Annotated in this window: 28 protein-coding genes; 22 read left to right on the top strand and 6 right to left on the bottom strand. The window is 64.6% G+C overall.

What is annotated here, in order from left to right; genetic code table 11:
- Positions 1 to 23: 23 nt before the first annotated feature.
- Positions 24 to 1,088, bottom strand: coding sequence for a calcium/proton exchanger (cax, locus tag KBY77_RS14860; protein ID WP_255106120.1), 1,065 nt, complete (start codon positions 1,086 to 1,088; stop codon positions 24 to 26).
- Positions 1,089 to 1,164: 76 nt separating this feature from the next.
- Between cax and gltS the strand changes: the two genes are divergently transcribed.
- The 3 genes from gltS (at position 1,165) to KBY77_RS14845 (ending at position 3,690) form a co-directional block, all read left to right on the top strand.
- Complete coding sequence (gltS, locus tag KBY77_RS14855) at positions 1,165 to 2,361, top strand: sodium/glutamate symporter (protein WP_255106118.1); 1,197 nt, start codon at positions 1,165 to 1,167, stop codon at positions 2,359 to 2,361.
- A gap of 70 nt (positions 2,362 to 2,431) precedes the next feature.
- Entirely contained in the window at positions 2,432 to 3,427 is a 996-nt protein-coding gene (gap, locus tag KBY77_RS14850) for a type I glyceraldehyde-3-phosphate dehydrogenase (protein WP_255106116.1), read from the top strand.
- A 65-nt stretch (positions 3,428 to 3,492) separates the two neighbouring features.
- Positions 3,493 to 3,690, top strand: a complete 198-nt coding sequence (locus tag KBY77_RS14845; protein ID WP_255106114.1) for a hypothetical protein — start codon at positions 3,493 to 3,495, stop codon at positions 3,688 to 3,690.
- A gap of 4 nt (positions 3,691 to 3,694) precedes the next feature.
- On the opposite strand, the gene KBY77_RS14840 is transcribed toward KBY77_RS14845, so the two are convergent.
- Positions 3,695 to 6,424 carry a cyclic nucleotide-binding domain-containing protein gene (locus KBY77_RS14840; RefSeq protein ID WP_255106113.1) on the bottom strand — a complete coding sequence of 910 codons (2,730 nt, stop codon included), beginning with the start codon at positions 6,422 to 6,424 and terminating at the stop codon, positions 3,695 to 3,697.
- Here KBY77_RS14840 and KBY77_RS14835 point away from each other — a divergent pair.
- The 10 genes from KBY77_RS14835 to KBY77_RS14790 all read left to right on the top strand — a co-directional run bounded on the left by KBY77_RS14835 (position 6,399) and on the right by KBY77_RS14790 (position 13,059).
- Positions 6,399 to 7,217 carry a phytochelatin synthase family protein gene (locus KBY77_RS14835; protein ID WP_255106110.1) on the top strand — a complete coding sequence of 273 codons (819 nt, stop codon included), beginning with the start codon at positions 6,399 to 6,401 and terminating at the stop codon, positions 7,215 to 7,217. The genes KBY77_RS14840 and KBY77_RS14835 overlap by 26 nt on opposite strands.
- A gap of 64 nt (positions 7,218 to 7,281) precedes the next feature.
- Complete coding sequence (locus KBY77_RS14830) at positions 7,282 to 8,046, top strand: M23 family metallopeptidase (RefSeq protein ID WP_255106107.1); 765 nt, start codon at positions 7,282 to 7,284, stop codon at positions 8,044 to 8,046.
- A 97-nt stretch (positions 8,047 to 8,143) separates the two neighbouring features.
- The gene (locus tag KBY77_RS14825) at positions 8,144 to 8,506 is read left to right on the top strand and encodes a cation:proton antiporter subunit C (protein ID WP_255106207.1); all 363 of its coding nucleotides are present in this window, start codon (positions 8,144 to 8,146) and stop codon (positions 8,504 to 8,506) included.
- Positions 8,506 to 10,005, top strand: coding sequence for a proton-conducting transporter membrane subunit (locus KBY77_RS14820; protein ID WP_255106104.1), 1,500 nt, complete (start codon positions 8,506 to 8,508; stop codon positions 10,003 to 10,005). Before KBY77_RS14825 ends, KBY77_RS14820 begins: the two co-directional genes overlap by 1 nt.
- The gene (locus KBY77_RS14815; protein ID WP_255106101.1) at positions 10,002 to 10,421 is read left to right on the top strand and encodes a Na+/H+ antiporter subunit E; all 420 of its coding nucleotides are present in this window, start codon (positions 10,002 to 10,004) and stop codon (positions 10,419 to 10,421) included. The genes KBY77_RS14820 and KBY77_RS14815 overlap by 4 nt, the downstream gene beginning before the upstream one ends.
- Positions 10,418 to 10,666, top strand: a complete 249-nt coding sequence (locus KBY77_RS14810) for a hypothetical protein (RefSeq protein ID WP_255106097.1) — start codon at positions 10,418 to 10,420, stop codon at positions 10,664 to 10,666. The genes KBY77_RS14815 and KBY77_RS14810 overlap by 4 nt, the downstream gene beginning before the upstream one ends.
- Positions 10,666 to 10,974, top strand: coding sequence for a monovalent cation/H(+) antiporter subunit G (locus KBY77_RS14805; RefSeq protein WP_255106095.1), 309 nt, complete (start codon positions 10,666 to 10,668; stop codon positions 10,972 to 10,974). The genes KBY77_RS14810 and KBY77_RS14805 overlap by 1 nt, the downstream gene beginning before the upstream one ends.
- Positions 10,971 to 11,495: a hydrogenase subunit MbhD domain-containing protein gene (locus KBY77_RS14800; RefSeq protein ID WP_255106092.1), complete on the top strand. Its 525-nt coding sequence runs from the start codon at positions 10,971 to 10,973 to the stop codon at positions 11,493 to 11,495. The genes KBY77_RS14805 and KBY77_RS14800 overlap by 4 nt, the downstream gene beginning before the upstream one ends.
- Positions 11,492 to 12,151, top strand: coding sequence for an MnhB domain-containing protein (locus tag KBY77_RS14795; protein ID WP_255106090.1), 660 nt, complete (start codon positions 11,492 to 11,494; stop codon positions 12,149 to 12,151). The genes KBY77_RS14800 and KBY77_RS14795 overlap by 4 nt, the downstream gene beginning before the upstream one ends.
- A 356-nt stretch (positions 12,152 to 12,507) precedes the next feature.
- Positions 12,508 to 13,059: a hypothetical protein gene (locus KBY77_RS14790; protein WP_255106078.1), complete on the top strand. Its 552-nt coding sequence runs from the start codon at positions 12,508 to 12,510 to the stop codon at positions 13,057 to 13,059.
- A 101-nt stretch (positions 13,060 to 13,160) separates the two neighbouring features.
- Here KBY77_RS14790 and KBY77_RS16675 read toward each other — a convergent pair whose 3' ends face one another.
- Entirely contained in the window at positions 13,161 to 13,970 is an 810-nt protein-coding gene (locus KBY77_RS16675; RefSeq protein WP_255106076.1) for a transposase, read from the bottom strand.
- 62 nt (positions 13,971 to 14,032) lie between these two features.
- Here KBY77_RS16675 and KBY77_RS14780 point away from each other — a divergent pair, with 62 nt between their 5' ends.
- The 6 genes from KBY77_RS14780 (at position 14,033) to KBY77_RS14755 (ending at position 20,182) form a co-directional block, all read left to right on the top strand.
- Positions 14,033 to 14,224, top strand: a complete 192-nt coding sequence (locus KBY77_RS14780) for an ATP-binding protein (RefSeq protein WP_399212991.1) — start codon at positions 14,033 to 14,035, stop codon at positions 14,222 to 14,224.
- 146 nt (positions 14,225 to 14,370) lie between these two features.
- Positions 14,371 to 16,185: a class I SAM-dependent DNA methyltransferase gene (locus KBY77_RS14775; RefSeq protein ID WP_255106073.1), complete on the top strand. Its 1,815-nt coding sequence runs from the start codon at positions 14,371 to 14,373 to the stop codon at positions 16,183 to 16,185.
- Positions 16,169 to 16,696 carry a restriction endonuclease subunit S gene (locus KBY77_RS14770; RefSeq protein WP_255106071.1) on the top strand — a complete coding sequence of 176 codons (528 nt, stop codon included), beginning with the start codon at positions 16,169 to 16,171 and terminating at the stop codon, positions 16,694 to 16,696. Before KBY77_RS14775 ends, KBY77_RS14770 begins: the two co-directional genes overlap by 17 nt.
- 5 nt (positions 16,697 to 16,701) lie before the next feature.
- A complete protein-coding gene (locus KBY77_RS14765) occupies positions 16,702 to 17,514 on the top strand; it encodes a restriction endonuclease subunit S (RefSeq protein ID WP_255106069.1) in 813 nt (270 codons plus the stop codon).
- Positions 17,514 to 18,995 carry an ATP-binding protein gene (locus KBY77_RS14760; protein ID WP_255106066.1) on the top strand — a complete coding sequence of 494 codons (1,482 nt, stop codon included), beginning with the start codon at positions 17,514 to 17,516 and terminating at the stop codon, positions 18,993 to 18,995. The genes KBY77_RS14765 and KBY77_RS14760 overlap by 1 nt, the downstream gene beginning before the upstream one ends.
- Before the next feature lie 302 nt (positions 18,996 to 19,297).
- Positions 19,298 to 20,182, top strand: a complete 885-nt coding sequence (locus KBY77_RS14755; RefSeq protein WP_255106065.1) for a GIY-YIG nuclease family protein — start codon at positions 19,298 to 19,300, stop codon at positions 20,180 to 20,182.
- Between the two features lie 15 nt (positions 20,183 to 20,197).
- On the opposite strand, the gene KBY77_RS14750 is transcribed toward KBY77_RS14755, so the two are convergent.
- Together KBY77_RS14750 and KBY77_RS14745 are read right to left on the bottom strand one after the other, a co-directional pair.
- A complete protein-coding gene (locus tag KBY77_RS14750; RefSeq protein WP_255106062.1) occupies positions 20,198 to 20,614 on the bottom strand; it encodes a type II toxin-antitoxin system VapC family toxin in 417 nt (138 codons plus the stop codon).
- 5 nt (positions 20,615 to 20,619) lie between these two features.
- Positions 20,620 to 20,868, bottom strand: coding sequence for an AbrB/MazE/SpoVT family DNA-binding domain-containing protein (locus KBY77_RS14745; protein ID WP_255106060.1), 249 nt, complete (start codon positions 20,866 to 20,868; stop codon positions 20,620 to 20,622).
- A gap of 155 nt (positions 20,869 to 21,023) precedes the next feature.
- On the opposite strand from KBY77_RS14745, the gene KBY77_RS14740 reads away from it, so the two are divergent.
- Positions 21,024 to 21,542: a CopG family antitoxin gene (locus KBY77_RS14740; RefSeq protein ID WP_255106058.1), complete on the top strand. Its 519-nt coding sequence runs from the start codon at positions 21,024 to 21,026 to the stop codon at positions 21,540 to 21,542.
- 311 nt (positions 21,543 to 21,853) lie between these two features.
- Here the strand turns inward: KBY77_RS14740 and KBY77_RS14735 are convergent, their stop codons facing one another.
- Entirely contained in the window at positions 21,854 to 22,033 is a 180-nt protein-coding gene (locus KBY77_RS14735; RefSeq protein WP_255106056.1) for a hypothetical protein, read from the bottom strand.
- 232 nt (positions 22,034 to 22,265) lie between these two features.
- Here KBY77_RS14735 and KBY77_RS14730 point away from each other — a divergent pair, with 232 nt between their 5' ends.
- Positions 22,266 to 22,487: a hypothetical protein gene (locus KBY77_RS14730; protein WP_255106053.1), complete on the top strand. Its 222-nt coding sequence runs from the start codon at positions 22,266 to 22,268 to the stop codon at positions 22,485 to 22,487.
- Positions 22,387 to 22,692: a RhuM family protein gene (gene rhuM, locus KBY77_RS16835; protein WP_399213016.1), complete on the top strand. Its 306-nt coding sequence runs from the start codon at positions 22,387 to 22,389 to the stop codon at positions 22,690 to 22,692. Before KBY77_RS14730 ends, rhuM begins: the two co-directional genes overlap by 101 nt.
- Positions 22,693 to 23,055: the final 363 nt, after the last annotated feature.

Below are 23,055 nucleotides of genomic sequence, written 5' to 3'. Positions count from 1 at the left end.
TCAGCATAGATCAAAGCGACAAATCAAAGGGCTTTGAAGTAAAGACCCGCAGCCAGAATCACATAGGCAGCCAGCAGCAGCACCCCCTCCAGCCAGTCGGAGCGACCATCGAGGCTCACCAGATTGCTCACCAGCACCGCCGTGATCACCGCCACCAGCTCATAGAGCTCGAAGCTGAGGTCGAGCGGATGCCCCAGCAAGGGCCCCGCCAGCACCAGCACCGGCACCACCAGCAGGGCCACCAGCAGGGTGGAGCCCATCGCGACTGACACGGCCAGGTCCATCTGATTACGCCGGGCCATGGTGATCGCCGTGAGGAACTCAGCCGCTCCCCCCAGCAGCGGCAGCAGCACCACCCCCGTGAACAGATCCGTGAGCCCGAGCTGGGTTGTCACCGATTGCACCACCCCAACGAAGATCTCCGAAACCAGCGCCAGAGCCGTGGTGGCACCGATCAACACCAGCAGCCAGGGCACGGGACTGACGGGTGCCTCCTCATCGCTGCACTCCACCTCCGCCACCTCGTAGAGGGCACTGTGAGTGCGCAGGGAAAAGATCAGGGTCAGTGCGTATACCAGCAGCAGCACCCAGGCCACGAACCCCGAGAAGGCCTGGGTGCGCTCCGGTGCCGCCCCCGTGGAGATCACGGCAATGCTGGGAATCAGGATCGCCAGCACCGCCAGAGTCATGGCCGAACCGTTCACCCGGGCCACCACGGGCTGGAAGCGCTGCTCGCTGCGCCCCAGCCCCCCCAGGAACATCGAGAGCCCCAAGGCCAGCAGGAGGTTGGCCATCACCGTGCCGGTGATGCTGGCTTTGACGATGTCCACCAGTCCGGCCCGCAGGGCCACCAGGGCAATGATGAGTTCCGAGGCGTTGCCGAAAACGGCATTGAGCAGGGCACCAAGCGATGGACCCAGGGCCACGGACAACTTCTCTGTCGCGGTGCTCAGCCAGATCGCCAGCGGCAGGATGGCCAGCCCCGAGCAGACGAACACAACCGTCTCGCCCCATTGCAGCCGCTCAGCCGCCAGGGAGAGCGGCACCAGCACCAGAAAGGCTGTGGCGAAGGGCCGTCGGTTCGTCATCGGCAGGAGCCTGTCTGGCCGCATTCTTAGCTGATCTCGACCAGTAGGCTCTGCCTGCCCGGAGAGGTTATTCAGGTTGGAGATCTCTGGATTCAGCACGTTCAACATCGCCATCGTGGTGCTGGCGGTCGGGCGCTGGCTGAATCAGCGCTTTGCCGTCCTGCGCCAGTTCAACATTCCCGAGCCGGTCAGCAGTGGCCTGCTGGTGTGCCTGCTGCTGGCCCTGGTCCATGCCTTCAGTGGCCTGGAGATCAACTTCAACCTCAACACCCGGGATTTTCTGCTGCTCTATTTCTTCGCGACAATCGGCCTCAACGCCGACATCAAGACCCTGCTTTTGGGGGGACGGCCGCTGCTGCTGCTGGTCGGTCTGACCGTGGCCTTCATGATCCTGCAGAACCTCACCGGCGTCGTGGTTGCCAGCCTGGCGGGACTCTCCCCCCTGAAGGGACTGCTGGGGGGGTCGGTGTCGTTGTTGGGGGGGCACGGCACCACGATTGCCTGGGCGCCGCGATTCGCCCGGGAACACGGCATCGAGAACGCCCTGGAGATCGGCATCGCCTGCGCCACCCTGGGCCTGGTGCTGGCCTCGTTGATGGGAGGCCCTGTGGCCAGGTTCCTGATCCGCCGTCATGGGCTGCGCTGCAATCCGGCAGCCGGGCCCAGCGAGCGGGCCGACACCCCTGCCGATCCACGGCCGGTGGATTTCTTCAGCCTGCTGCGCACCCTCTTCTGGCTGAACATGAGCCTGGCCCTGGGGGAAGCACTGCATGCAGCCCTGAAGGCCGTGGGCAGCAACCTGCCCCTGTTCGTCTGCGCCCTGTTCGGCGCCATCCTGCTCACCAACATGGTGCCGCGCCTGATCCCCCGCCTCATCTGGCCGGCGCAGACCCGTGCCCTTTCTCTGGTGTCGGAGATCTCCCTGGGAATCTTCCTGACCATGTCGCTGATGAGCCTGCAGCTCTGGACCATCACCGAGCTGGCGGTGCCGATCTTGATGATCCTGGCCGCCCAGTTGGTGTTGGCCGTGCTGTTCGCGGTGATGGTTGTGTTCCCCGCCATGGGCGCCAACTACGACGCCGCTGTGATCTGCTCCGGCTTCGGTGGGGTCTCCCTGGGAGCCACCCCCACCGCGATGGCCAACATGGCGGCGGTGAGCCACCGCTACGGGCCTTCACCCCAGGCCTTCATCATCGTGCCACTGGTGTCGGGCTTTTTCGTTGACATCAGCAACGCCGTGGTCATCCAGCGCTTCCTCAACTGGCTCAGCTGACGACCGGGAGGCTTTGGGGGCAGCCGGTAGGCTGAGCGCCTGCAGCACAACCGATCGAGGGAGCCTGAAGATGGGGATTGCACTGGGGATCAACGGATTCGGGCGCATCGGCCGCCTGGTTTTTCGCCGCAGCTTCGAGATCGAGGGGATCGATGTGGTGGCGATCAACGATCTGATCGAGCTCGATTACATCGCCTACATGCTTCGCTACGACTCCACCCACGGACGTTTCCGCGGCGAAGTTGAAACTCGTGACGGCCAGCTGTTCGTCAATGGCAAGGCGATCCGCGTGACCTCCGAGCGGGATCCGGCGGCCCTGAACTGGGGGGGCGTTGGCGCCGATGTGGTGCTCGAATCCACCGGCCTGTTCCTCACCGACGCTTCGGCAAGGGCCCACATCGTGGCGGGCGCCAAGAAGGTGGTGCTCTCAGCCCCTTCCAAGGACGACACGCCGATGTTCGTGATGGGGGTCAACCACCACTCTTATGCCGGTGAGGACATCGTCTCCAATGCCTCCTGCACTACCAACTGCCTGGCCCCGATCGCCAAGGTGCTGCACGACAACTTCGGCATCCGCGACGGGTTGATGACCACTGTCCATGCCATGACCGCCACCCAGAAAACGGTGGATGGCCCCTCCGCCAAGGACTGGCGTGGTGGTCGCGGCGCCGGCCAGAACATCATTCCCTCCTCCACCGGCGCCGCGAAAGCCGTGGGCAAGGTGATCCCCTCCCTCAACGGAAAGCTCACGGGCATGGCCTTCCGCGTGCCCACCCCGGATGTGTCGGTGGTGGATCTCACCGTGAATCTGGAGCGTCCCGCCAGCTACCAGGCCATCAAGGACGCCATGAAGGCGGCGGCCGCGGGCTCGATGGCCGGGGTGTTGGGCTACACGGAGGCGGATGTGGTCTCCTCGGATTTCCTCGGTGAACCCTGCACCTCGGTGTTTGACGCCGGCGCCGGCATCGCCCTGACCGACACCTTCGTGAAGGTGGTGGCCTGGTACGACAACGAGTGGGGCTATTCCTGCAAATGTCTTGACCTGATCCGTCACATCTGCGCCTGAGGGCTGGCCAATGCGGGGATCTGCGGTTGATTGAGCCCTGCAGGATCCCTGCGCCGCAACCCCCGATGGAGTTCCCCACCCTGCTGGTCCGGCCCATGAGCCGCCCGCCCGGTCATGACCGGGCTCTGGTTCTGCGCAACCGCCAGGGCGGTGTGACGGGGGGGTATCACAACGCCAAGCTGCTCAATCCAGAGCAGGCCCAGGCCCTGCTGGCTCGCCATCACTGGGATGTGGTTCCCGGGATGGACGCCAGAGGGCGCTGATCATTCAGCTCTGGAGGGAGCGCATCAGGCTCTGCAGATGGCGGCTTTCCAGCTCCAGCACCCGTCGGGCGAAGTCGTGGTCGCGCTCGAGCACTGCATCGAAACCATCCACCGGCACCGCCAGCAGCCGGGTTCCCTCCTCTTGCGCCACTATCGTGTTCTCCGAGGCGCTGTGGCTGAGCACCTCCAATTCGTCGAGCACCTGGCCGGGCCTGAGTGGATCGAGGCGGATACCGCTGGCGTCCTGATAGCGAACCGCCGCCTTGCCGCTGATCAGCACCAGCAATTCACGGCAGGTGTCACCGGTTTCGGTGATCAGCTCGCCGGCCTTGAAGCGGCGCAGCTCCGAGACCGCTGCCAACTGCTCCAGGCTGGCGTGGCTGGTGCCCGAGAAGAAATCGCTGGCGGCCAGGTAGGCCCTCATCTCAAGCTCCGGCAGATCCTCAAGCTCCGGGACCGGCGCCGTCGGTGATTTCAGGGCCCTGAGCATCTCGGCCAGTGGAGCGGGAGCGGCGGCCGACTCGAGGCCACTGGCCAGGAAACGGGCACGGTTGAGATCGAGCCGCGCCAGCAGGAACAGGGCGCAGGCCCGCAGCAGGGGCGTGCGCTCCTGCATCAGCACTTCAAGGCTGGCGAGGGTGTCGGCGAGGGGATAGGACTGCGGCTCATCAGGGGCGTCTTGGGGCTCCTCACGCAGGAGTGCCAGCACCGGCGCTGAGAGTTGCTTCTCCCAGCCGCCCTCAGCCAGCACCAGGGGCAGATGGACTGGTCTCAGCCCTTGCAGCCGGGCCGCCCATTCGATGGCTTCGGGCTGATCCTTCAACTCAGCAAGCCCGGTGAGCATGGCGCGCACGCTCAGGTCCTGGCGTTGCAGCAATGACTCGGCGAGCAGATCGCGCACCAACGGCTGGTCCGCCAGCATCGGTTGCAACAAGCTCCTGCGGGCCTGCCGGAGCTCGGCGAAACGGGACAGCATCGCCTCCAGCCTGTGCGGCGCACTGCTGCTGGGGTCGAGGCCTTCGAGCACGCTGGCCTCCTCGGCCGGGGTGATCGAGTACTGGCTGCACAGGTTGCGGATCACCTCAGGATCGGCCTGGCGGCTCTTGAGCAGCATCAACCGCTCCAGCGATTTGCTGTAACCGCTCAGGCGGATCTGATCCTCAAGGCTGCGACGGTTGTCGGGATCGAGCAGATCCGGATTCTCGACCCCAACCGATTCGAGCAGCAGGCTGTGCTCCTCGTCGGTGATGCCGATCTCCTGGCGCATCTGGCTCAGAACTTCCAGGCTGCTGGAGGCATTGGCGTAGCCCTCCTGCAGGGCCTCTCGCACCACCTCCTTGTACACCTGCTGACGCTTCTCGCGGGTAAAGCCCGGCAGCACTTTGGCGAGCACGTACACCTCATGGGGGCTGAGGTCAGCCAGCTGGCGCCCATCGAGGTAGCGCCCCACATCGAGATCGAGCTTCTCCAGCTGGCGGCGGAAGCGGCTGGCCAGGTTTTCGCGCTGGTGCAGATCGGCGCTGCGTTCCCAGGAGCGGTAGAGCCAGAGACTGCTCACCGCCACCACCACGGCATCGAAGAGGGTCTGCACCCAGGGGGGAAGCAGCAGCAGCAGGGGCCGGCCGGAGAACAGAAAGAAGAAGTTGAACACCAGAAACGTGGCCAGCACGAAGATCTGATGCCGGCCGAAGCGGCCGCTGCGCTCGATCCAGCGGCCCACACGAACGCCCAGCCAGGTGAAGAACCCGAGCACCAGCGGCACCGCCACCAGCCGGGGCACATTCAGGCTCTGGCCGAAGAGAAACAGTCCGGGCCGCAGCAGCAGCGACAACTGATCGGTCTGGCGCAGCCAGGCCCCCGAGAAGTAGTAGTCCCAGGTGCCGGCATAGAGGTAGTAATAGAGGAAATATCCCACCACCAGGCCCACGTAGGCATAGCGCTCGAAGCTGAACTCCCGGCTGCCCAGCCGGGTCCAGTACATGCGCTCGGCATCGATGTCGATGCAGGGCTGCTGGCAGGCCACGCAGGCACTCTGTTCACTGCCGTCGGGCAGCACGGTGCGGCACATCGACTGGGTGATCGGTTTCTCACTCAGGTGGGCCTTGCTGCCGAGCAGGCCCGCCGGAGTGGAGTAGACGCTCTGCACCGGCGCCATCGGGCAGAAGTACTGGCACCAGGCCTTGCCGCCGTAGAGCCAGCCCACGCTGATGGCGGCGGCGATCGTGAACAGCAGCCAGCCGGCCAGTACCAGCCGGTCGGCATTGAAGAAGAGGATGCGTCCGCAAAGGCCAACGAACAGCCAGCCGAACTGCAGCTGGGAATAGTGACGGGCCAGCCAGGAGTCGTCGGCCACCTTGGCCAGCTGCTGGCGGCGCTCCCCCGTGCGCGGGTTGACCTTGGTGCGCTGCCGCTGCCGGCCCAGGGCTCTGGGGATCTGCGAGAGGAAGGAGAGGGGACAGATGCGCCGCCAGAGTTCATGGCCGAACAGCAGCAGGATCAGCACCGCCGCCGGCACCACCACCCCCCAGAAGGCGGTGGTGCCGAGGGGATAGGGGGTCTCGCTGAGGCAGACGCCCTGCACCGCCACGCACCCTTCGGGCAGGCGCAGGGGGCTCCAGGAGTGATCCGCCTCGGTGAAGCGGGGCGTCCAGGGGTCGTAGAAGAGCGAGGCGATGATCAGCAGCCAGGCGCTGGTGAGAATCCAGCGGATGCCATGCATCCGTGCCTCAGACACCTCAAAGGCCATCAAGCGGGGCCACACTGGCGCGAACCATAGATGGATCGCCCTGGCCCTGCCTGCTTTCCGCCGCTGCCCTGCCCTGCCGGCCGTTCTGGGCCTGGCGCTGGTGGCCCTGCCGCCGCTGCTGCTGCCCCGTGCCCTTGCCCAGCCTGCAGCGGCCACGATCCCCCTGCCGGAACCCCGGGGCCAGAGCCTGTTGCTGCAGAGCGTCGATCGCGCCGACTACGGACCGCTGGCGGAACAGTTCCTCACCCAGGCCAACCTCGCCTACTGCGGCGTGGCCAGCATGGTGATGGTGCTCAACAGCCTGGCAGTGCCGGCCCCGGCGGCGGCGGGTTTCGGCAGCTACCGCTTCTGGACCCAGGAGAACGTGTTCGAGGCCGCCGCCACCCGGGCGGTGCTCAGCCCCGAGCTGGTGGCCCGCCAGGGCATGACCCTGCAGGAGCTGGGGGCCCTGCTGGCCAGCCATGGGGTGCAGGCCCGGGCCATCCACGGTGATCGGTTGAGCCTGGCCCAGTTCCGGCTGCTGGTGCGCAGCAACCTCGCCCGGGCGGACGACCGCCTGCTGGTGAACTATCTGCGTCCGTCTCTCGGCCAGGCCGGCGGCGGCCACATCTCCCCGCTGGCCGCTTACCACACCGCCACGGATCGGGTGCTGATCCTGGATGTGGCCCGCTACCGCTACCCGTCGGTGTGGGTGCCCCTGGGGGATCTCTGGCAGGCGATCCGCACCACCGACAGCAGCTCAGGCCGCAGCCGCGGCGTGGTGGTGGTGCGGCGGATCTGAGGGCGGTACAACGCCTCTGTCTGCAATGCCACGGTCCGTGGCGACACCGCCTGTGGTGCGATCGATGGCCCCTGCCCGCTCCCGGCTGAACCCGGCGATGCTGCTGCTCCCCCTGCTGGGCGCACTCTGCGCTGCCGCACTGATCCACTCGCCGCCAGCCATCGCCGTACCGCTGATCCCCGACTCGGCCAGCGGGGCGGGGTCTGAGGACGACACCTGGCCGGAAGCAGGGCTTCCGCCTGCAGTGGTCACCCCCACGCCAGTGCCGTTGCCGGCGCCACCAAGGCCCGAGCGGCCTGCAGTGGTTCCCCGGGAGGTGGCCGTGGGGGATCTCGCCCTTGGGCACGAGCCGCCAGCCCCGGGCGATGCCGTGTCGAAGCCGCTGCAGCCTTTGCACTACCCACTGGCTGTTGGCGCCCTGGAGCAGGACCCCTGGGGCTGGCGCTTTTCGAGCGCGCGCGGTGCCTGGCGCATGCACACCGGAGTGGATCTGATCGCGCCAGAGGGCACCGCCGTGCTGGCCGTGCATACGGGCCGGGTGCAGCGGGTGGCGGACATTGCCGGCTATGGCCTCACGGTGCTGGTGGATCACGGCGGCGGCTGGTCGAGCCTCTACGCCCACCTGCTGGAAGCCTCCGTGATCCCCGGCGACAGCGTGCGGGCCGGGCAGCCGCTGGGCCTGGTGGGCCAGAGCGGCAATGCCAGCGGCCCGCACCTGCACCTGGAGGTGCGCCAGCGGCAGCCGCAGGGACTGGTGGCGGTGGATCCCACACCCCTGCTGCCCGCACCGCCTCCCGGAGGCGCCATCGCTGGAGACATCCGCCCCTGAGCAGGTTCTGGTGCTGCAAGCGCTTGGCTGATCTCAGGTGGTCATCGCTACCATCAGCGCCCAGCTAGTCCGGCAACCCCCGGGTGCAAACCAGTTCATGGATCCGTTCCGGCTGCTCGAATTGCTGATCCTGGCGGCCGTGCTGGCTGGCTTCGTCGGCCTGCTGCTGCGACGCAATCTCTTCCTCAAGGTGCTCGCCATGGACGTGATGGGGTCCGCTGTGGTGGCCCTGTTCGTGCTGGTGGCTGCTCGCTCCGGACTGCGCAGCCCGATCCTCACGGCAAGCGGCACCGGCGTCGGCTTCACCGCCTGGGCGGATCCAGTTCCCCAGGCGGTGATCCTCACGGCGATCGTGATCGGCCTCTCGATCCAGGCCCTCCTGCTGGTGGTGATCACCCGGCTGTCGCGGATCGACCCCACCCTTGATCTGTCCAGCTTCGATACCGGTGGCCGCCGTTGATGACGGCTCTGACGCCGACGCTCACTGTGGCGCTCTCCGCCAGGACGATTCTGATCGGCTGGCTGCTGCTGCCGTTTCTGGCGGCATTTCTGGCTGCAGTATTGCCACCCCTGGCGCGCTGGCTGGCCCTGCTCTGCTGCCTTGCCACCGGCGCCATGGCGGCCGCGATTCAGCTGGGCGGGCTGCCGCCTGGCTTCGATCTGCTCGGTGCCTACGGCGTGGCCCTGCAGCCTGATGCTTTCGCCGCCCCTTTCCTGCTGCTCAACGCCCTGGTCTGCGGCGCGGTGGTGCTCGACAGCTGGCGGCGGCCGTTACCTGGGCCGTTCCTGCTGCTGCTGATGGTGCTGCACGGCGGTCTGTCTTCCGCCTTCGTGGTGGTGGATCTGATCAGCCTTTATGTGACGCTCGAAGTGGTGGGGATCAGCGCCTTCCTGCTGATGCTGATCAGCCGCTCGGAGCGATCGATGTGGGTGGCCCTGCGCTATCTGCTGATCGGCAACTCAGTGATGACGCTGTTTCTGATCGGCGCGGCGCTGGTGTATCTCGAGCAGGGCAGCTTCCGCTTCGAGGACGTGGCGAGAACCAGCAGCATCGCCGCCCTGGCACTGCTTCTGGTGGGTCTGCTCACCAAATCGGGACTGTTCCTCTCCGGTCTGTGGCTGCCGCTCACCCATGCAGAAGCCCCGGCGGAGGTGTCGGCTTTGCTCTCCGGTGTGGTGGTCAGCGCAGGCATCGCCCCGCTTCTGCGGTTGAGCAACACCCTTCCGGCACTTGGGGAGGTGATCACGATCATCGGCCTGGCCAGCACCGCGCTCGGCCTGCTGTTCGCCCTCGCCGATACCGACGCCAAACGCCTGCTGGCCTGGAGCACGTTGTCGCAGATGGGTCTGGTGGCGCTGGCGCCGGTGGTCGGGGGTCTCTATGCCCTTGCCCATGGCCTCGCCAAGGCGGCCCTGTTCCTCGTGGCGCGCCGCTTCCCCAGTCGTGCGCTGCATGGTTGGGGCTCCCGGCCTCTGCCCGCCGGCGTGTGGTGGCCGCTCTGGATCGGTTCGCTCTCGATCGTGGGCGTGCCGCCACTGGCTGGCTACGCCGCCAAGAGCAGCCTTGATGGGGCGCTGCACGGACCGCTGGCTCTGGCGGTCACCCTTCTGAGTGTGGGCACGGCAGCGGTGTACGGGCGCCTCTGGAGTGCTCCCCTTAGCCGTGATCCCCAGCTGGCAATTGATCCCGGCACGGATCCCTCCTGGTCACCGGGGGTGGTGGTGCTGCTGCTGGCCTTGGTGGTGCTCGGCGTCGTGGCACTCCCCTGGGGACCGGCACTGGCGTCAGCCACGGCCAAGGCCGCACTGGTTCTGCTGGGGGGCTGGGGGCTGCACCGCCTGCTGGAGTGGCTGCGGCTACGGGAACGCTGGCGGCTGCCGGAGCTGGAGCGCCTCTCCGACCTGCTCGGCGGCATCGGCGTGGTGGGGGCCGGCCTGCTGGTGATCCTGAACCGATGAGAAACCTTTTGCCTCTCCTGTTGAGCATCGGCTTCCGGTTGGCGCTGTGGTGTCTGCTCACCAGCGATCTCAGTTGGCTCAACCTGCTGATCGGGCTGGTGGTGGCCCTGCTGCTGCCGCGGGCCCGCTCGCGGCCCCTGCCGCTGCGGGCGTTGCTGCTGGCCACTTCCCGCAGCCTGCTGGCCATTCCGCAGGCCTACGGCGAAGCCCTGCGCCTGATCTTCGCCCCGGCCGTGGAGGAGCGCGAAGCCAGTGAACCCGCCACCGACCGCGCCCTGCCCCTGCTGGTGTTCCTCGATGTGTTCCGGATCACGCTGACGCCCTTCACCATCGTGCTCGGCCTGGAGGACGATGGTCGCCGCTATCGAATCCATTCGCTGATGCCCGCCTCGAAGCAGGACGGTTCCCGGCTGTGACTGTGCTGCTCTGGGGGATGGTGCTGGCTCTGTTGATCCCGATCGCGGTCGCCTGCCGGCCCACGAACGTCTGGCATCGGCTGGCCGCCTTCTCCAGCGTGTCCTCGAAGGTGGCCCTGATCATCCTGGTGGTCTCAGTGGGCCGGGGCGACTGGATGCTCGGGCTGGTGGGAGTGATCGTGCTCAGTGCCGGCAACGCCGGCCTGTTGCTGCTGGCCAATCTGCTGCGGGAGGTGGAGCGGTGATGCAGGGCTCCCTGGTTGATCACACCAGCCTGCTGCTGCTGGGCGCAGGTCTGACGCTCTGGTTCTGGGGCAGTTGGCCGCTGCTGGAGAACCGCAGCTACCTGAGCAAACTGCACGCCCTCTCGGTGGCCGACACGCTCGGCTCGGCGTTGATGCTGCTTGGCCTGTTGCTGCGCATCCCCGGCCAATGGCCACTGCTCACCCTGGCGCTGTTGGGGTTGATCGTCTGGAACACGATCTTCGGCTACGTGCTGGCCGCCTGCTCACTGCCGGCGCGGGACAGTACACAGGCGGGCGAGCAACGATGATCAGCCCGTTTGATCTGGCCGGCGGGCTGGATCTGATCCTGCCGATCACCGCCCTGTTGCCCCTCACCTCGATCCTGCTGGTGAGTCAGGCGAACCCATATCAGACGCTGGTGCTGCGCGGCATTCTCGGTTCGGTGGCCACCCTGCTCTACGCCCTGCTGGGAGCGCCGGACGTGGCGATCACCGAAGCCCTGGTGGGCACCCTGCTCTCCACCACGCTGTACGCGGTGGCGCTGCGCTCATCGATGGCGCTGCGACTGACCTTTCCCGATCAGGCGCCCCCTTCGGCAGAGTGTCTGCGGCTTCTGCGCGACTGGCTGGAGCCGACGGGCCTGCGGCTGCGGTTGGTCCCGCCCGAGGAGGACGCCCTCGGCGAGGCCTCCGGCTGCCATGGCCGCCTCGCACCGGGTCCGGCCCTGGTGCTGCTGAACCCCTTGCTGCTGGAGCGGCTGCGGGGTCTGGAGGGCTACCGCCCCTGGCAGGACAGCGGCGGTGCGCTGCTGCTGGAGGAAACCCCATGACCTGGCTGTACCTGGTGGCCGCCACGGCCTTCTGCCTGGCGCCGCTGGCCGCTGCCCTGCCCCCAGCCGCGGAGGTGATGCCACTGATCAGCGCGATCGCCGAGCAGACGGATGTGCCGAACCTGGTGTCGGGGGTGATCCTCTACACCCGGCTGTACGACACGGTCGCCGAGGTGGTGGTGTTCACGCTGGCATCCATCGGCGTGCGCTTCCTGTTCGCCGGCGAGCCCGCCAAAGCCCGCGTCCGAGGCCTCGACGACCCCCCGTCGGTAGTGCTCTGCCAGCTGAGCGGCACAATCGCGGCGTTGATCGGCGTGGAGCTGGCCCTGCGCGGCCATCTCTCACCCGGTGGTGGCTTCGCGGCGGGCGTTGCCGGCGGAACAGCGATCGGTCTGGGTCTGATCAGCGGCTCAGCCAGCCTCTCCGATCGCCTCTACTCCCAGTACCGAGCAGACCTCTGGGAGAAAGCGGCGGTGATTGCCTTCGTGCTGCTGGCAGCCCTGGCCCTGGGGGGCCTGCCGCTGCCGCCGGGTAGGTTCGGCAGCCTGGCCAGCGGCGGCTGGATTCCCCTGCTGAACATCCTGGTGGCGATCAAGGTGACGCTGGGCTCGTGGGCGATGGTGCAATTGTTCGTGCGCCACCGGGGGTTGCTTTAGGAGGTGCCCAACTGGCCACCCGCCATCAGCGCGAAGCTGTTGAGATGGCAACCCTGAACCAACGGCGAGCCGAGCGCCGCAGCGGACCTCTCCACGCCACCCACTCCAGGGCTGATTCAACGTTTCAACGTGGAGCTTGTTGACACTCCTATGGACTGTCAACCCCCCCAGCGCACCGGCGTGATCGGCTGTTGGCTGCCCGGTGATGGAGGCGCCAGGCAGGTCAGCAAGGATGGAGCCGATGCCGCCTTGACCATTCCGTGGAGCCGATCACGACATCGAACCAGCTTCTCCTCTTGGAGGCCATCGATCAGGTACGAAAGGACGTGGATGCTCCGCGCTTGCCGCTCGAGGAATTGACCGAGACCACTTTCACCCTGGTGGCCGAGCACATGTCGCTGGTGCAGATCATCGATGCCGCAGAAGGCCTGATACAGCTGGCCTCCCATCCCACCAGGCCAAAAACAGCGCCGCCGATGCCAATTGATGAATTGCAGGCCCTGCTGGAGAAGGTCATCGATCTCAGGGATTGGCAGGAGCTGGAAGATGACGACGATCGCAGCGACATCCAAAAGCTGATCGACAACGCCACCGATGCCGACACTGTGCTGGTGCGCGATCCCACCGGCACCCCTGAGCTGCAGGAGATCGGCATCCTGGAGCTTCTGCAGCGCTATCCCTGTCGCGGCAGCGAGGCCCGCTGGAGCCCCGACGACGCGATCGCCTTCCTGGAAACAAAGACCCGCTGGCTGGATGCGGCGCTGGAGAGCTGGGAGGCCGATGGTGAGGCCATGGCTGACGAAAGCGATCTGATCGAGGCCAAGGCCGTCGTTCTGGTCGTGCCAGAGCAACCAGGCCAGTCGCTGCGGACCGAGCTACTCGAAGTGCTGATCCCCGTTGAGGAGTGAACCACCGGCCGGCTCTGGTTCCGCCGGATCCGCCGCCTGCCATGGAGGGCAGGCAACGGCTCCGCCGGGAGCCTGGGCGACTGCAGTAAGCCCGCTGCTGATCAGACCGCTGCCGTGCGTACGGCGGCACCACCACGCAGGATGCCGAACACCTCACGTGCCACAAATCGCTTGAGGCAGCGAATGATCTCCTTCATTGAGCGGCCCTCTGCGGTGCGGCGCTCGACGTACTCCCTGGTCTGCTGGTGACGCTGCAGCCGGCATATGACGATGCGGTGCAGGGCGCAGTTGGCCTGACGGTTGCCGCTGCGATTCAGCCGGTGCCGCACCACTTTGCCAGAGCTGGCCGGTAGGGGATTAACACCGCAGAGGGCAGCAAACGAGGCCTCGGATTTCATCCGTTCCTGGTTGTCGCCGACCGCCACGACCAACGTGGCGGAGATGTCCACACCGATGCCGTAGGTGTTGCGCAGCTCCGGGCAGTGCTGCATGGTCAATCGATCCAGTTGCGCAACGGTGTCCTTGAGCTCCTGATCCAGCTGCTGGATGCGACGGGCGAGGGTGCGCAGGGTCATCTTGGCTGCCGCCAGAGGAGTGCTGATGTCGCCAGAACGCAGGCCACTGCAGCATTCCACCAGTTCCTTGCCCTTGAGCCGCTGCAGCCGTTCCCGCAGCGCAGCCGGTGCTGTCACCACGATCGCGTGCAGCTGATTGAGGGCCGCAGTGCGGTTGTCGGTGGCGGAGTCCTTGGCCACTTTGAGCATGCGGATCATCTCCACCAGATCGTCACCCGCCTTGGGGATGACCGTGGCCTGACCGGCGATGTAAGAGCGAGCAGCAGCCTCCGCATCGATCGTGTCGTCCTTGCCGATGCGCCGCCGGGTGGAGCGATCCGGTCGGTTCACTTCCACCACGGGGAGATCTGCACCCTTCAGGGCCCGGCAGCGTCCTGATCACCTCCAACCGCCCCGTTATGGAATGGGGCGAGGTGTTCGGCGATCAGGTCGTCGCCACCGCAATCCTCGATCGGCTGCTGCACCACAGCCATGTGCTGACCGTGCGGGGCGACAGCTACCGCCTGCGCGAGAAACGCCGCTCCGGTCTGCTCAGGAGCAGCAGTGCGGTGAGCACCATCCCAGCCACCGGGGAGGGAGGGAGCCCATGAGCATCGCGTTCCTCCCGATCCACCCCCATCCACATCCCCAACGACTGATGAGCAAGACCTACCGGCGCCGGCTACGGCGTCAACAAGCCGGGGCTAAAGCCCCACAGGGTGGGCCAGATTTCGTGTCGCCGGAGGACCAATTCCGGATGTCGCTTGACACGGATCAGCTCAACGATTTCCTCGAAGCCCTGGAAAAGGCAGGCAGCCCCGCCAGAAACCCTGCCCTGCGCGAGGCCCTCGGCTGGGAGGAGCCCCTCTACGAAGAGGTGAAAGCTGAACTGGTGGCCAAGGGAATCGTGAAACGCGGCAGAGGCCGCAGCGATTCGGTGTTCCTGGTGGGCGCCGTGCCGGTGGCACAGCATGCCGCACCAGCCAAAGCCCCCCGCAAAGGCAAAGCCACCGGCAACGGCACCGCCAACCTGGGCTTCGAGGCCAAGCTCTGGCTCACGGCCGACAAGCTGCGCAACAACATGGACGCGGCCGAGTACAAGCACGTGGTGCTCGGCCTGATCTTCCTCAAGTACATCTCCGACAGCTTCGAAGAGCACCGCGCCAAGCTGCTGGAGGGCGAGGGCGACTACGAGGGCGCCAACCCGGAAGACCCCGACGAATACAAGGCCGAGAACGTGCTCTGGGTGCCGGCCGAGGCCCGCTGGAGCCACCTGCAGGGCCATGCCAGGGAGGCCACGATCGGCAAGCTGGTGGACGACGCCATGGTGGCGATCGAGCGCGACAACCCGCGCCTCAAGGGCGTGCTGCCGAAGGACTACGCGCGTCCGGGGCTCGACAAGCAACGCCTGGGGGAGCTGATCGATGTGATCGCCACGATCGAACTCACTGCTTCAAGCGAGGGCGAGCAGACCCATCGCTCGGTGGATCTGCTGGGCCGGGTGTACGAATACTTCCTCACCCGCTTTGCGTCGGCCGAGGGCAAGAACGGCGGCCAATTCTACACGCCGAGCTGCGTGGTGCGCTGCCTGGTGGAGATGCTGGAGCCCTACAAGGGCCGCATCTACGACCCCTGCTGCGGCTCCGGCGGCATGTTTGTGCAGAGCGAGAAGTTCGTGGAAAGCCACGGCGGCAAGCTGGGCGATATTTCCATCTACGGCCAGGAGAGCAATGCCACCACGCGCCGCCTGGCGGTGATGAACCTGGCCCTGCGCGGCATCGAAGCCGACTTCGGCCCCGAGCACGCCGACAGCTTCCGCCGCGACCTGCATCCGGATCTGCGGGCGGATTATGTGCTCGCCAACCCGCCCTTCAACGACTCCGACTGGTTTCGGAAGGACGACGACGTGCGCTGGCAGTTCGGCGTGCCGCCCAAGGGCAACGCCAACTTCGCCTGGGTACAGCACTTTTTCCATCACCTGGCGCCGCAGGGTATGGCCGGCTTCGTGCTCGCCAACGGCAGCATGAGCTCCAACCAGAGCGGCGAAGGCGAGATCCGCCGCGCCCTGATCGAAGCCGACCTGGTGGACTGCATGGTGGCCCTGCCCGGCCAGCTCTTCTACAGCACCCAGATCCCGGTGTGCCTCTGGTTCCTGGCCAAGAGCAAGGCTGCCGACGGCCAACGGGGCTTCCGAGATCGGCGCGGGCATACCCTGTTCATCGATGCCCGCAAGCTCGGCACCCTGATTGATCGGGTGCATCGGGAGCTGCTGGAGGCTGATCTGGAGAAGATCAGCGGCACCTATCACCGCTGGCGGGGTGCCAATGGGGCTGGCGACTACGCCAATGTGCCGGGGTTCTGCAAATCCGCCACCACCGCCGAGATCGCTGCCCATGGGCATGTGCTCACGCCGGGGAGGTATGTGGGGGCGGAGGAGGTGGAAGACGACGGCGAGCCATTTGAGGAGAAGATGCCTCGGCTGGTGATGGAGCTGGAGGCTCAGTTTGCCGAGTCGGCGAAGCTGGAGCAGGCCATCCGGGCAAACCTGAGGGGGCTTGGTTATGGCGGGTGAATGGCGGGAAGCGACATTCCGGCAACTCCTCGATGAGGGAATACTGGAAATCGGAGATGGCTATCGTGCTCAGAATATCGAACTTGGCGGCACTGGCCCAATTTTTCTTCGCGCCGGTCATTTCACTGACAGCCACATCGACTTCGCTGGTGTTGAGCGCTTCCACGAATATCTTGCGGATAAGGTGCGTTCGAAGATGTCAAGGGTTGGCGACACCATCATCACCACGAAGGGAAACAGTACCGGTCGTACTTCGTTCGTAACTGATGGGCTGCCACCATTCGTTTATTCGCCACACCTCAGCTATTGGCGGAGTCTCGATCCAGAGAAATTGTGCGGTGGCTTTCTTCGCTACTGGTCCCAAGGAGTTGAATTCATCCATCAGCTTGCCGGTATGAAGGCGTCAACGGACATGGCTCCGTATCTGAGCTTGACCGACCAACGCCGACTGAGCATCACCCTCCCACCTCTCTCCAAGCAAAAGCCATTGCGTCGATACTTGGGGCACTAGATGACATGATCGAGTTGAACCGGCGGATGAACGCGACGCTGGAGGCGATGGCGCGGGCGCTTTTTCAGAGTTGGTTCGTGGATTTCGATCCTGTGCGGGCCAAGCTTGATGGGCGGCAGCCTGTTGGGCTTGATCAAGAAACTGCTGCCCTGTTCCCCGATTCATTCGAAAAGTCCGAGGCTGGTCATATCCCGAAAGGCTGGAGCATTGAACCCGTCGGCCAAGTCGTCGAATGCGTTGGCGGCGGAACCCCGAGCACCGCCGAGCCGAAGTATTGGGAAGGCGGCACGCACCATTGGACCACTCCGAAGGACTTCTCCTCGCTCCAAGCGCCCGTCCTCCTTGACACCGACCGCAAGCTCACCGACGCCGGCATCGCCAAGATTTCGTCCGGCCTGCTTCCTGCAGGAACACTTTTGCTTTCCTCCCGCGCCCCCGTCGGTTACCTAGCAATAGCCGCCATACCCGTTGCCATCAACCAGGGCTTCATCGCGTTGAAGTGTAATGACAGCGCCTCAAACTTCTTCTTGCTGAACTGGTGCCAGACGAACATGGCCGAGATCGAAAGCCGGGCCACTGGCACCACCTTCGCTGAAATCAGCAAACAGAACTTCCGTCCAATTCACGTCGTGCTGCCAACGAAGGATCTTATGGCCGACTTCTCCGCCAAAGTCGCGCCCTTCTACGCCCAAATCACCGCCAACCTCCTTCAATCTCGCACGCTCGCCAAATTGCGAGATGTGCTGCTCTCGAAGCTGCTGAGCGGGGAGTTGAGTGTGGCGGATGCCGCTCTGACAGGTTCACCTGCAACTGACTGATGGCAAGCGCATCCAGGTTCGAACCGCGCAAGATGATGGAGAAAGCCATCGAAGTGATGCGCACGTCCGTGCCAGAGGATCGCAGGGACGGAAAGCCAAACCCGCATGTCGGTGCCGTCCTCGTCAGGCCGGATGGCTCCATCGAGACCGCAGCCCGTGGTGAATTGCGCGAAGGCAATCACGCCGAGTTCACCTTGCTGGAACGGAAGTGTGTCGGCGAGAAGTTGGATGGGAGTGTTCTCTTCGCCACGTTAGAGCCTTGTTTGAATCGCAACCATCCCAAGCGCGGATGCGCGAGACACATTATCAGCGCTCGGATCAAGGAAGTCTGGGTGGGCATTGAGGACGACAACCCGACTGTGGCCGGCAAAGGCATTGAAAATCTCAGGCGGCACGGTGTCACCGTTCACATGTTTGATCGGGATTTACAGGATGTCATCCTTGCTGAGAACAAGACCTTCTTTGAGTGGGCCAGACAACAGACGGAGAAGCCGGAACCGGAGCCCATCAAGCTTTCAAAGTATGAAGACCCCATTTCTACCGTAGCCCTTGGTGATCTCTCCGAGGAAGCTTTGGAACGTTATCGGGACAAGGCAGGCATCAAACCTGCAGTGGACTCAGAAGAGTTTGGTAGGTTATTACGCCAACAAGGGCTGGTCATCGGAGATGCGGCTGCGGCCAAGCCAACAGGTTTTGGCTTTCTGCTGTTCGGCAAGGAGCCAAGAAATGCCTTGCCTCAGGCAGGCCTGCTCGCTAGAGCAGATCTGGCCGACGGGCAGTCTTCACGTGAGGAGTTTGGACAGGCCCTGGTGCTCATCCCCGCTCTGTTGGAGCAGTGGTTGAACAAGGTGTTGCCAAGCACGCTTGACCGGAGCCGCATGGAGCGGCGTGAGCAAGTGGATTTGCCGTTTGAGATGATTCGTGAGGCAGTTGTGAATGCTCTCATTCACCGCGACTACGACGTCGCTGGGCAGAAGTGTCAACTGGTCGTGAACACCGACACTATCACAATCAAAAGTCCTGGAAGCCCTATTTCTCCGATCACTCTGGATCAGATGCGTTCTTTCACGGCACCCATGAAAAGCCGCAACCCCGTTCTTCACTATGTGTTCGCTCGAATGGGCATGGCTGAGGAACAGGGCTATGGCCTAACAAGCTTGAAGAAGCACGCCGAGGTTCTTGGACTGCCTCTTCCGAGCTATTCGATGGAGGGCGATTCGCTTGTGCTAACAATCTACCGGAGCAAGACTGCGGCAACAGCTGTCCTCAGTCAAGATATCATCGACAGCCTGAGCAAGTCGGAGCGAGCTGGCTGGGAGTGGCTGGTTACCAGAGAGACGGCGACTTCATCTGACTATGCCACCGCAATGGCGCTTCCCAAGCGGACAGCGCTCAATCACCTTAAGCGATTCACGACTCTGAATCTTTTGCAAAAATCAGGCTCAGGTCCGTCAACCCTTTACCAAGTAATTCGCCCATGAAAGTCCTAATTCTCAGCCAAGGAAATCGCCAGCCATCTCTACACGATGGCGAGATAGGGCTTCTCATGCAAGGGATGCCCGCGAATCGCGCCAAGCTTTGCGCCAAAATGGCGTGATAGGGGCCTGCCAGAGTGGGCAACTGGCATATCGCGCCAAACTATGCGCCAAAATGGCGTGACTCCAACAAGGGAGACTGGGCGGAGGAGAATGCTGGGCTGACGCGACGCCATCGTCAAGCTGAAGCTTGTCGCACAGAGAGTTTTAGGAACAGCTCCCGGAGCCTTCATGGATCGAGAAAGCCCATGACCACTCCCCGCCCGTTCGCCCTACGCCTGTTCGTGCCTTCCGGGCTCCCAGAGGGCATGCGCATCGTGGAGAAGACGAACTGGAGCGGCATCGGCTACGTGATCCCTCGCTCCCAGCTCAAGGAGTTCACCCAGCGCCCGGAGGCCGGTCGACCTGGCGTGTATGTGCTCACGGGCCCCGACCCTGAGGACGGCGGCGCCGACCTCGCGTACATCGGCGAGGCGGCCCCCCTCGGCCGGCGGCTGGAGCAGCACCAGGCCAAGGAGTTCTGGACCACCGCCTACGCCTTCACCTCCAAGGACGTCTACCTGAACAAGGCCCACGCCCAGCATCTGGAAGCCCGGCTGATCGGCCTGGCCCAGGCGGCGAAGCGCTGCCGGTTGGAGAACGTGGTGCAGGGCCACGCTGTGAACCTGGCCGAGATGGACCGCGCTGAGGCGGAGGGCTTTCTGGAAGAGGTGCTGGTCTGCTGTCCCGTGCTCGGTCTCAGGGTCTTCGAGCAGCCACCCAGCTTCCCCTCCATCAACCCCAGCGACCTCTTCTTCCTGAGTGGTCTGGAGACCGAGGGCAGGGGATACGAGTCACCCAACGGGTTCACCGTTCTCAAGGGAGCCAAGGGGGGCCGTGACTTCGTGGCCAGCTCCCCCGATGGCCTGATGCGCACGCGGGAGCAACTCATCCGGCAAGGCGTCCTTGCCGCGCAGAACAACCAGGTGGAACTGCTCCAGGACTACGAGTTCAAATCGCCGTCCCAGGCGGCACGGCTGCTGCTCGCCCGCAGTGCCAACGGCCGGCTCGACTGGAAAGATGCCTCCGGGATCACCCTCAAGGAGCACCAGGAGCGGGCGGCGGCGGCAGCCTCCGAGTTGGTTGAGCCATAACGGTTCTGATTCCCTTCAGGAACCTGCCGGCACAAACACCCGTGGCGCCAGATTGAGCTGCCGGATGCGCCGCCCGAAGCCGCGGTCATCAAACGACGCCATCGCCTCGCAGCTTCGGCAGCTGGCATGGTGCAGGGCATCGGCGAAGTCGAGCCCGCTGCGCACACCAGCCACGGCCTGCTCCAGGGCTGGCCGGTCTTCTGCCGTGAGGCCGGGATGGGCCAGCAGGTGGTCGAACACCTGCAGCACCTGCTCCACCGGGAAGCCGTAGTACCCCCGCAGCACCCACTCCAGCTCCAGGGCCACCGTCTTGGCCAGGAACAGCGGCTGGCCGGATTCGATCAGATCGCGGGCGGCACGGCGCTGGCGTTCCGTGGCCGCATCGGCTTCGTCCTCCGCCACGAAGTAGCGGGCCAGCACATTGGTGTCCACGCCAATCACGGGCGCAGCAGGCTGGCGGGATCGAAGTCCGCCGGCACGGCTGGCCGGCTGGACCTGAGCAATCCGAACCCGCTCTCCGGCAGTGGCTGCTCCGGCTTCCAGGGGCGCAGCTCGATGTGATCCCCCACCAACGTGAAACTCACGCGGCTGCCCCTGGCCAGCCCGAATTGCTGCCGCAGCGCCTTGGGGATGGTCACCTGCCCCTTGCTGGTGATCGAACTGGTGACGGCATCGGCAGAGTCCATCGATACTCGCCCCCAGACTGGGTATTACCTGGTAAGGATAGCTGGGAGCAGCGCGCACGGGCTCGCGGCTGGATGGCATGGTCCCTGCGCATCAGGGCGGCGATGACGAGCCAAGGCTGATGACATTAGGCACACAGCCTCCCTAGGCTGGCCTGATGAAGCCCTTCGCGTGGAGCCCCGAGAAAAATGCTCAACTCCTCGCCGAGCGGCAGGTGTGCTTCGAGGCGGTGGTGGTTGCGATTGAGGCAGGCGATCTGCTCGACGTGCAGGAACACCCCAACCAGCAGCGCTACCCAGGGCAGCGCATCCTCGTGGTGCGGCTCAATGGCTACATCCACCTGGTGCCGATGACCGAAACCGAAGAACACCTGTTAACGAGAACGATCATTCCCTCTTCACCTGAACTGGAGCCTGCAGAGCAGCAGCTTCTCGCTGATTTCGAGGCCGGTGAACTGCGCAGTGTGGCCACGCCGGCTCTTCTCAGCCAACTCCAGGAAGCAGCGATGGCTACGGGCCAGAAAGACCAGCGGATCAACATCCGTCTTTCCAGTGGAGACCTCCAGGCCATCCGCACCCGCGCCCTGCAGAAAGGCATTCCTTACCAAACGCTGATCAGCAGCGTGCTGCACAAGTACGTCAGCGGCACGTTGCAGGAGCGCACCACAATCAGCTGATGGCGATGCGTGAAGCCCTCACGATCCCATTGGTGGGAACGACTCTGTTTGCGGTTCAGCGCCTTCGAGTTCACCGCAGTGAATCACTCCCTGGCGTCCGCCATGCCGAACAACGATCCCGGTGATCTCCCCTTCGTAGGCATAACAGAGCGCTTCGTCAGGGAATTTTGCTAGTTCCTCGATCAGACTTCTCACAGTCCTCATGGTGGTTCGGAGACAGAGCTTCTGAACCATTCTGATGGGCCTCATCACGGAACGCAAAGGCCCCTCACCTGTTGACGATTGTTCAACCCGCTTCGAGCAATTGGAGCTCACCCGAGCGTCCGCAAGATGTCCTTCATGAGCAACACCAAGTGCAACGGGTCGGTGGGGGACGGCTCGAATTCCGGGATGAGGTGCAGGTAGAACGCCTGGGCCGATGCGCTCTCGGCATGGACGAGCAACCCCCGGCAACCCACTTCGGAGCTGATCTGTGCGGTACGGCTGATCACATCCGCCAGCAGTGCCCCGCCGAGGCCCCGTCCTTTCCACGGCCACTCAGTAGGCCATCAGGGACTGACAGCGGGTCTGCCCATTCCCTTGGTACCGCTTAGCCTCTGCTCAGCAGGCAGCAGAAATGCCAGGACCATGCTCAGCGGCCTGATCGCTGCCAGCCAGACTTCCTAAGACTCCCGCGCCCAGGTGCTCCATGCGGGCGATTGACCAGGCACAGGCGGGGCCACCATGACGAGCTTCTCCAAGTGCGCCAGCGGCAAAATCCTCCTCTTTGAGGCTCCGGACGGCAGGGCTCAGGTGGATGTCCGCCTCGACCAGGAAACGGTCTGGCTCTCCTTAAACCAGATCGCTGAGCTGTTCGGCCGCGACAAGTCCGTCATTTCCAGGCACCTGCGCAATATCTTCGACACCGAAGAGTTGGGGCGAGAGGGAAGTCGTCCGGCACATTGAGTTCTTCAATCTGGAATCCATTCTTTCGGTCGTCTATCGGGTGAATTCAAAACGTGGCACCCAGTTCCGCCTATGGGCAATCCGTACGCTCGGCGCGCACCTGCTGCGTAACGCCGCTGCCGTCAATGCCCTGCCGCCAAGGGGTCACGATCAAGGAGCACCAGGATCGACGTCGCAGGTGGCTTCTGCTGTGGGAGCGGGGTGAGAACCACTCGTGCCGACATGCCAACGACCCTTAGTCCCTTTGGCCAGGGAGCAAGCCACCTGCAAGCCCTGGGCAGTCACCCCCAGAATGGTTTCAAAGCTGCTCCGTTCGATCGCCCCGCGCAGCCCCATCGGCTCCAGCCACATGCGCATCAGCTGGTTGGCGTTGCCAATGGTGCGGATCTACGACGGCTAAATTGGCTATGGTGGACTGTGTCAAGGGATGCCGCAGGTCGCTTAGGGAAACCCTGGAAAACCCAGCCCGATCACGGGACAATGGTCCTGTGATCACTGACCAGGACTGGGCTGATGGGTGGCAAGCAGCTGGGATTCGGCGACTACGAGCAATCCACGGCCAAGAAGC

It is taken from the genome of Synechococcus sp. Cruz-7E5 (assembly GCF_024345995.1).
GTDB lineage: Bacteria > Cyanobacteriota > Cyanobacteriia > PCC-6307 > Cyanobiaceae > Regnicoccus_A.
The sequence above is the reverse complement of the archived record's forward strand: the minus strand, read 5'-3'. Positions and strand labels throughout refer to the sequence as shown.

Coding starts and splice junctions, on each gene's coding strand:
- KBY77_RS14830 (WP_255106107.1), top strand. CDS start 7,282: ATGGCCCCTGCCCGCTCCCGGCTGAACCCGGCGATGCTGCTGCTCCCC.
- cax (WP_255106120.1), bottom strand. CDS start 1,088: ATGACGAACCGACGGCCCTTCGCCACAGCCTTTCTGGTGCTGGTGCCG.
- KBY77_RS14730 (WP_255106053.1), top strand. CDS start 22,266: ATGACGAGCTTCTCCAAGTGCGCCAGCGGCAAAATCCTCCTCTTTGAG.
- KBY77_RS14775 (WP_255106073.1), top strand. CDS start 14,371: ATGTCGCTTGACACGGATCAGCTCAACGATTTCCTCGAAGCCCTGGAA.
- KBY77_RS14800 (WP_255106092.1), top strand. CDS start 10,971: ATGATCAGCCCGTTTGATCTGGCCGGCGGGCTGGATCTGATCCTGCCG.
- KBY77_RS14820 (WP_255106104.1), top strand. CDS start 8,506: ATGACGGCTCTGACGCCGACGCTCACTGTGGCGCTCTCCGCCAGGACG.
- KBY77_RS14805 (WP_255106095.1), top strand. CDS start 10,666: ATGCAGGGCTCCCTGGTTGATCACACCAGCCTGCTGCTGCTGGGCGCA.
- KBY77_RS14845 (WP_255106114.1), top strand. CDS start 3,493: ATGGAGTTCCCCACCCTGCTGGTCCGGCCCATGAGCCGCCCGCCCGGT.
- KBY77_RS14780 (WP_399212991.1), top strand. CDS start 14,033: ATGGAATGGGGCGAGGTGTTCGGCGATCAGGTCGTCGCCACCGCAATC.
- KBY77_RS14760 (WP_255106066.1), top strand. CDS start 17,514: ATGGCAAGCGCATCCAGGTTCGAACCGCGCAAGATGATGGAGAAAGCC.
- KBY77_RS14765 (WP_255106069.1), top strand. CDS start 16,702: ATGATCGAGTTGAACCGGCGGATGAACGCGACGCTGGAGGCGATGGCG.
- gap (WP_255106116.1), top strand. CDS start 2,432: ATGGGGATTGCACTGGGGATCAACGGATTCGGGCGCATCGGCCGCCTG.
- KBY77_RS14825 (WP_255106207.1), top strand. CDS start 8,144: ATGGATCCGTTCCGGCTGCTCGAATTGCTGATCCTGGCGGCCGTGCTG.
- KBY77_RS14755 (WP_255106065.1), top strand. CDS start 19,298: ATGACCACTCCCCGCCCGTTCGCCCTACGCCTGTTCGTGCCTTCCGGG.
- KBY77_RS14740 (WP_255106058.1), top strand. CDS start 21,024: ATGAAGCCCTTCGCGTGGAGCCCCGAGAAAAATGCTCAACTCCTCGCC.
- KBY77_RS14795 (WP_255106090.1), top strand. CDS start 11,492: ATGACCTGGCTGTACCTGGTGGCCGCCACGGCCTTCTGCCTGGCGCCG.
- KBY77_RS14815 (WP_255106101.1), top strand. CDS start 10,002: ATGAGAAACCTTTTGCCTCTCCTGTTGAGCATCGGCTTCCGGTTGGCG.
- KBY77_RS14745 (WP_255106060.1), bottom strand. CDS start 20,868: ATGGACTCTGCCGATGCCGTCACCAGTTCGATCACCAGCAAGGGGCAG.
- KBY77_RS14835 (WP_255106110.1), top strand. CDS start 6,399: ATGCCATGCATCCGTGCCTCAGACACCTCAAAGGCCATCAAGCGGGGC.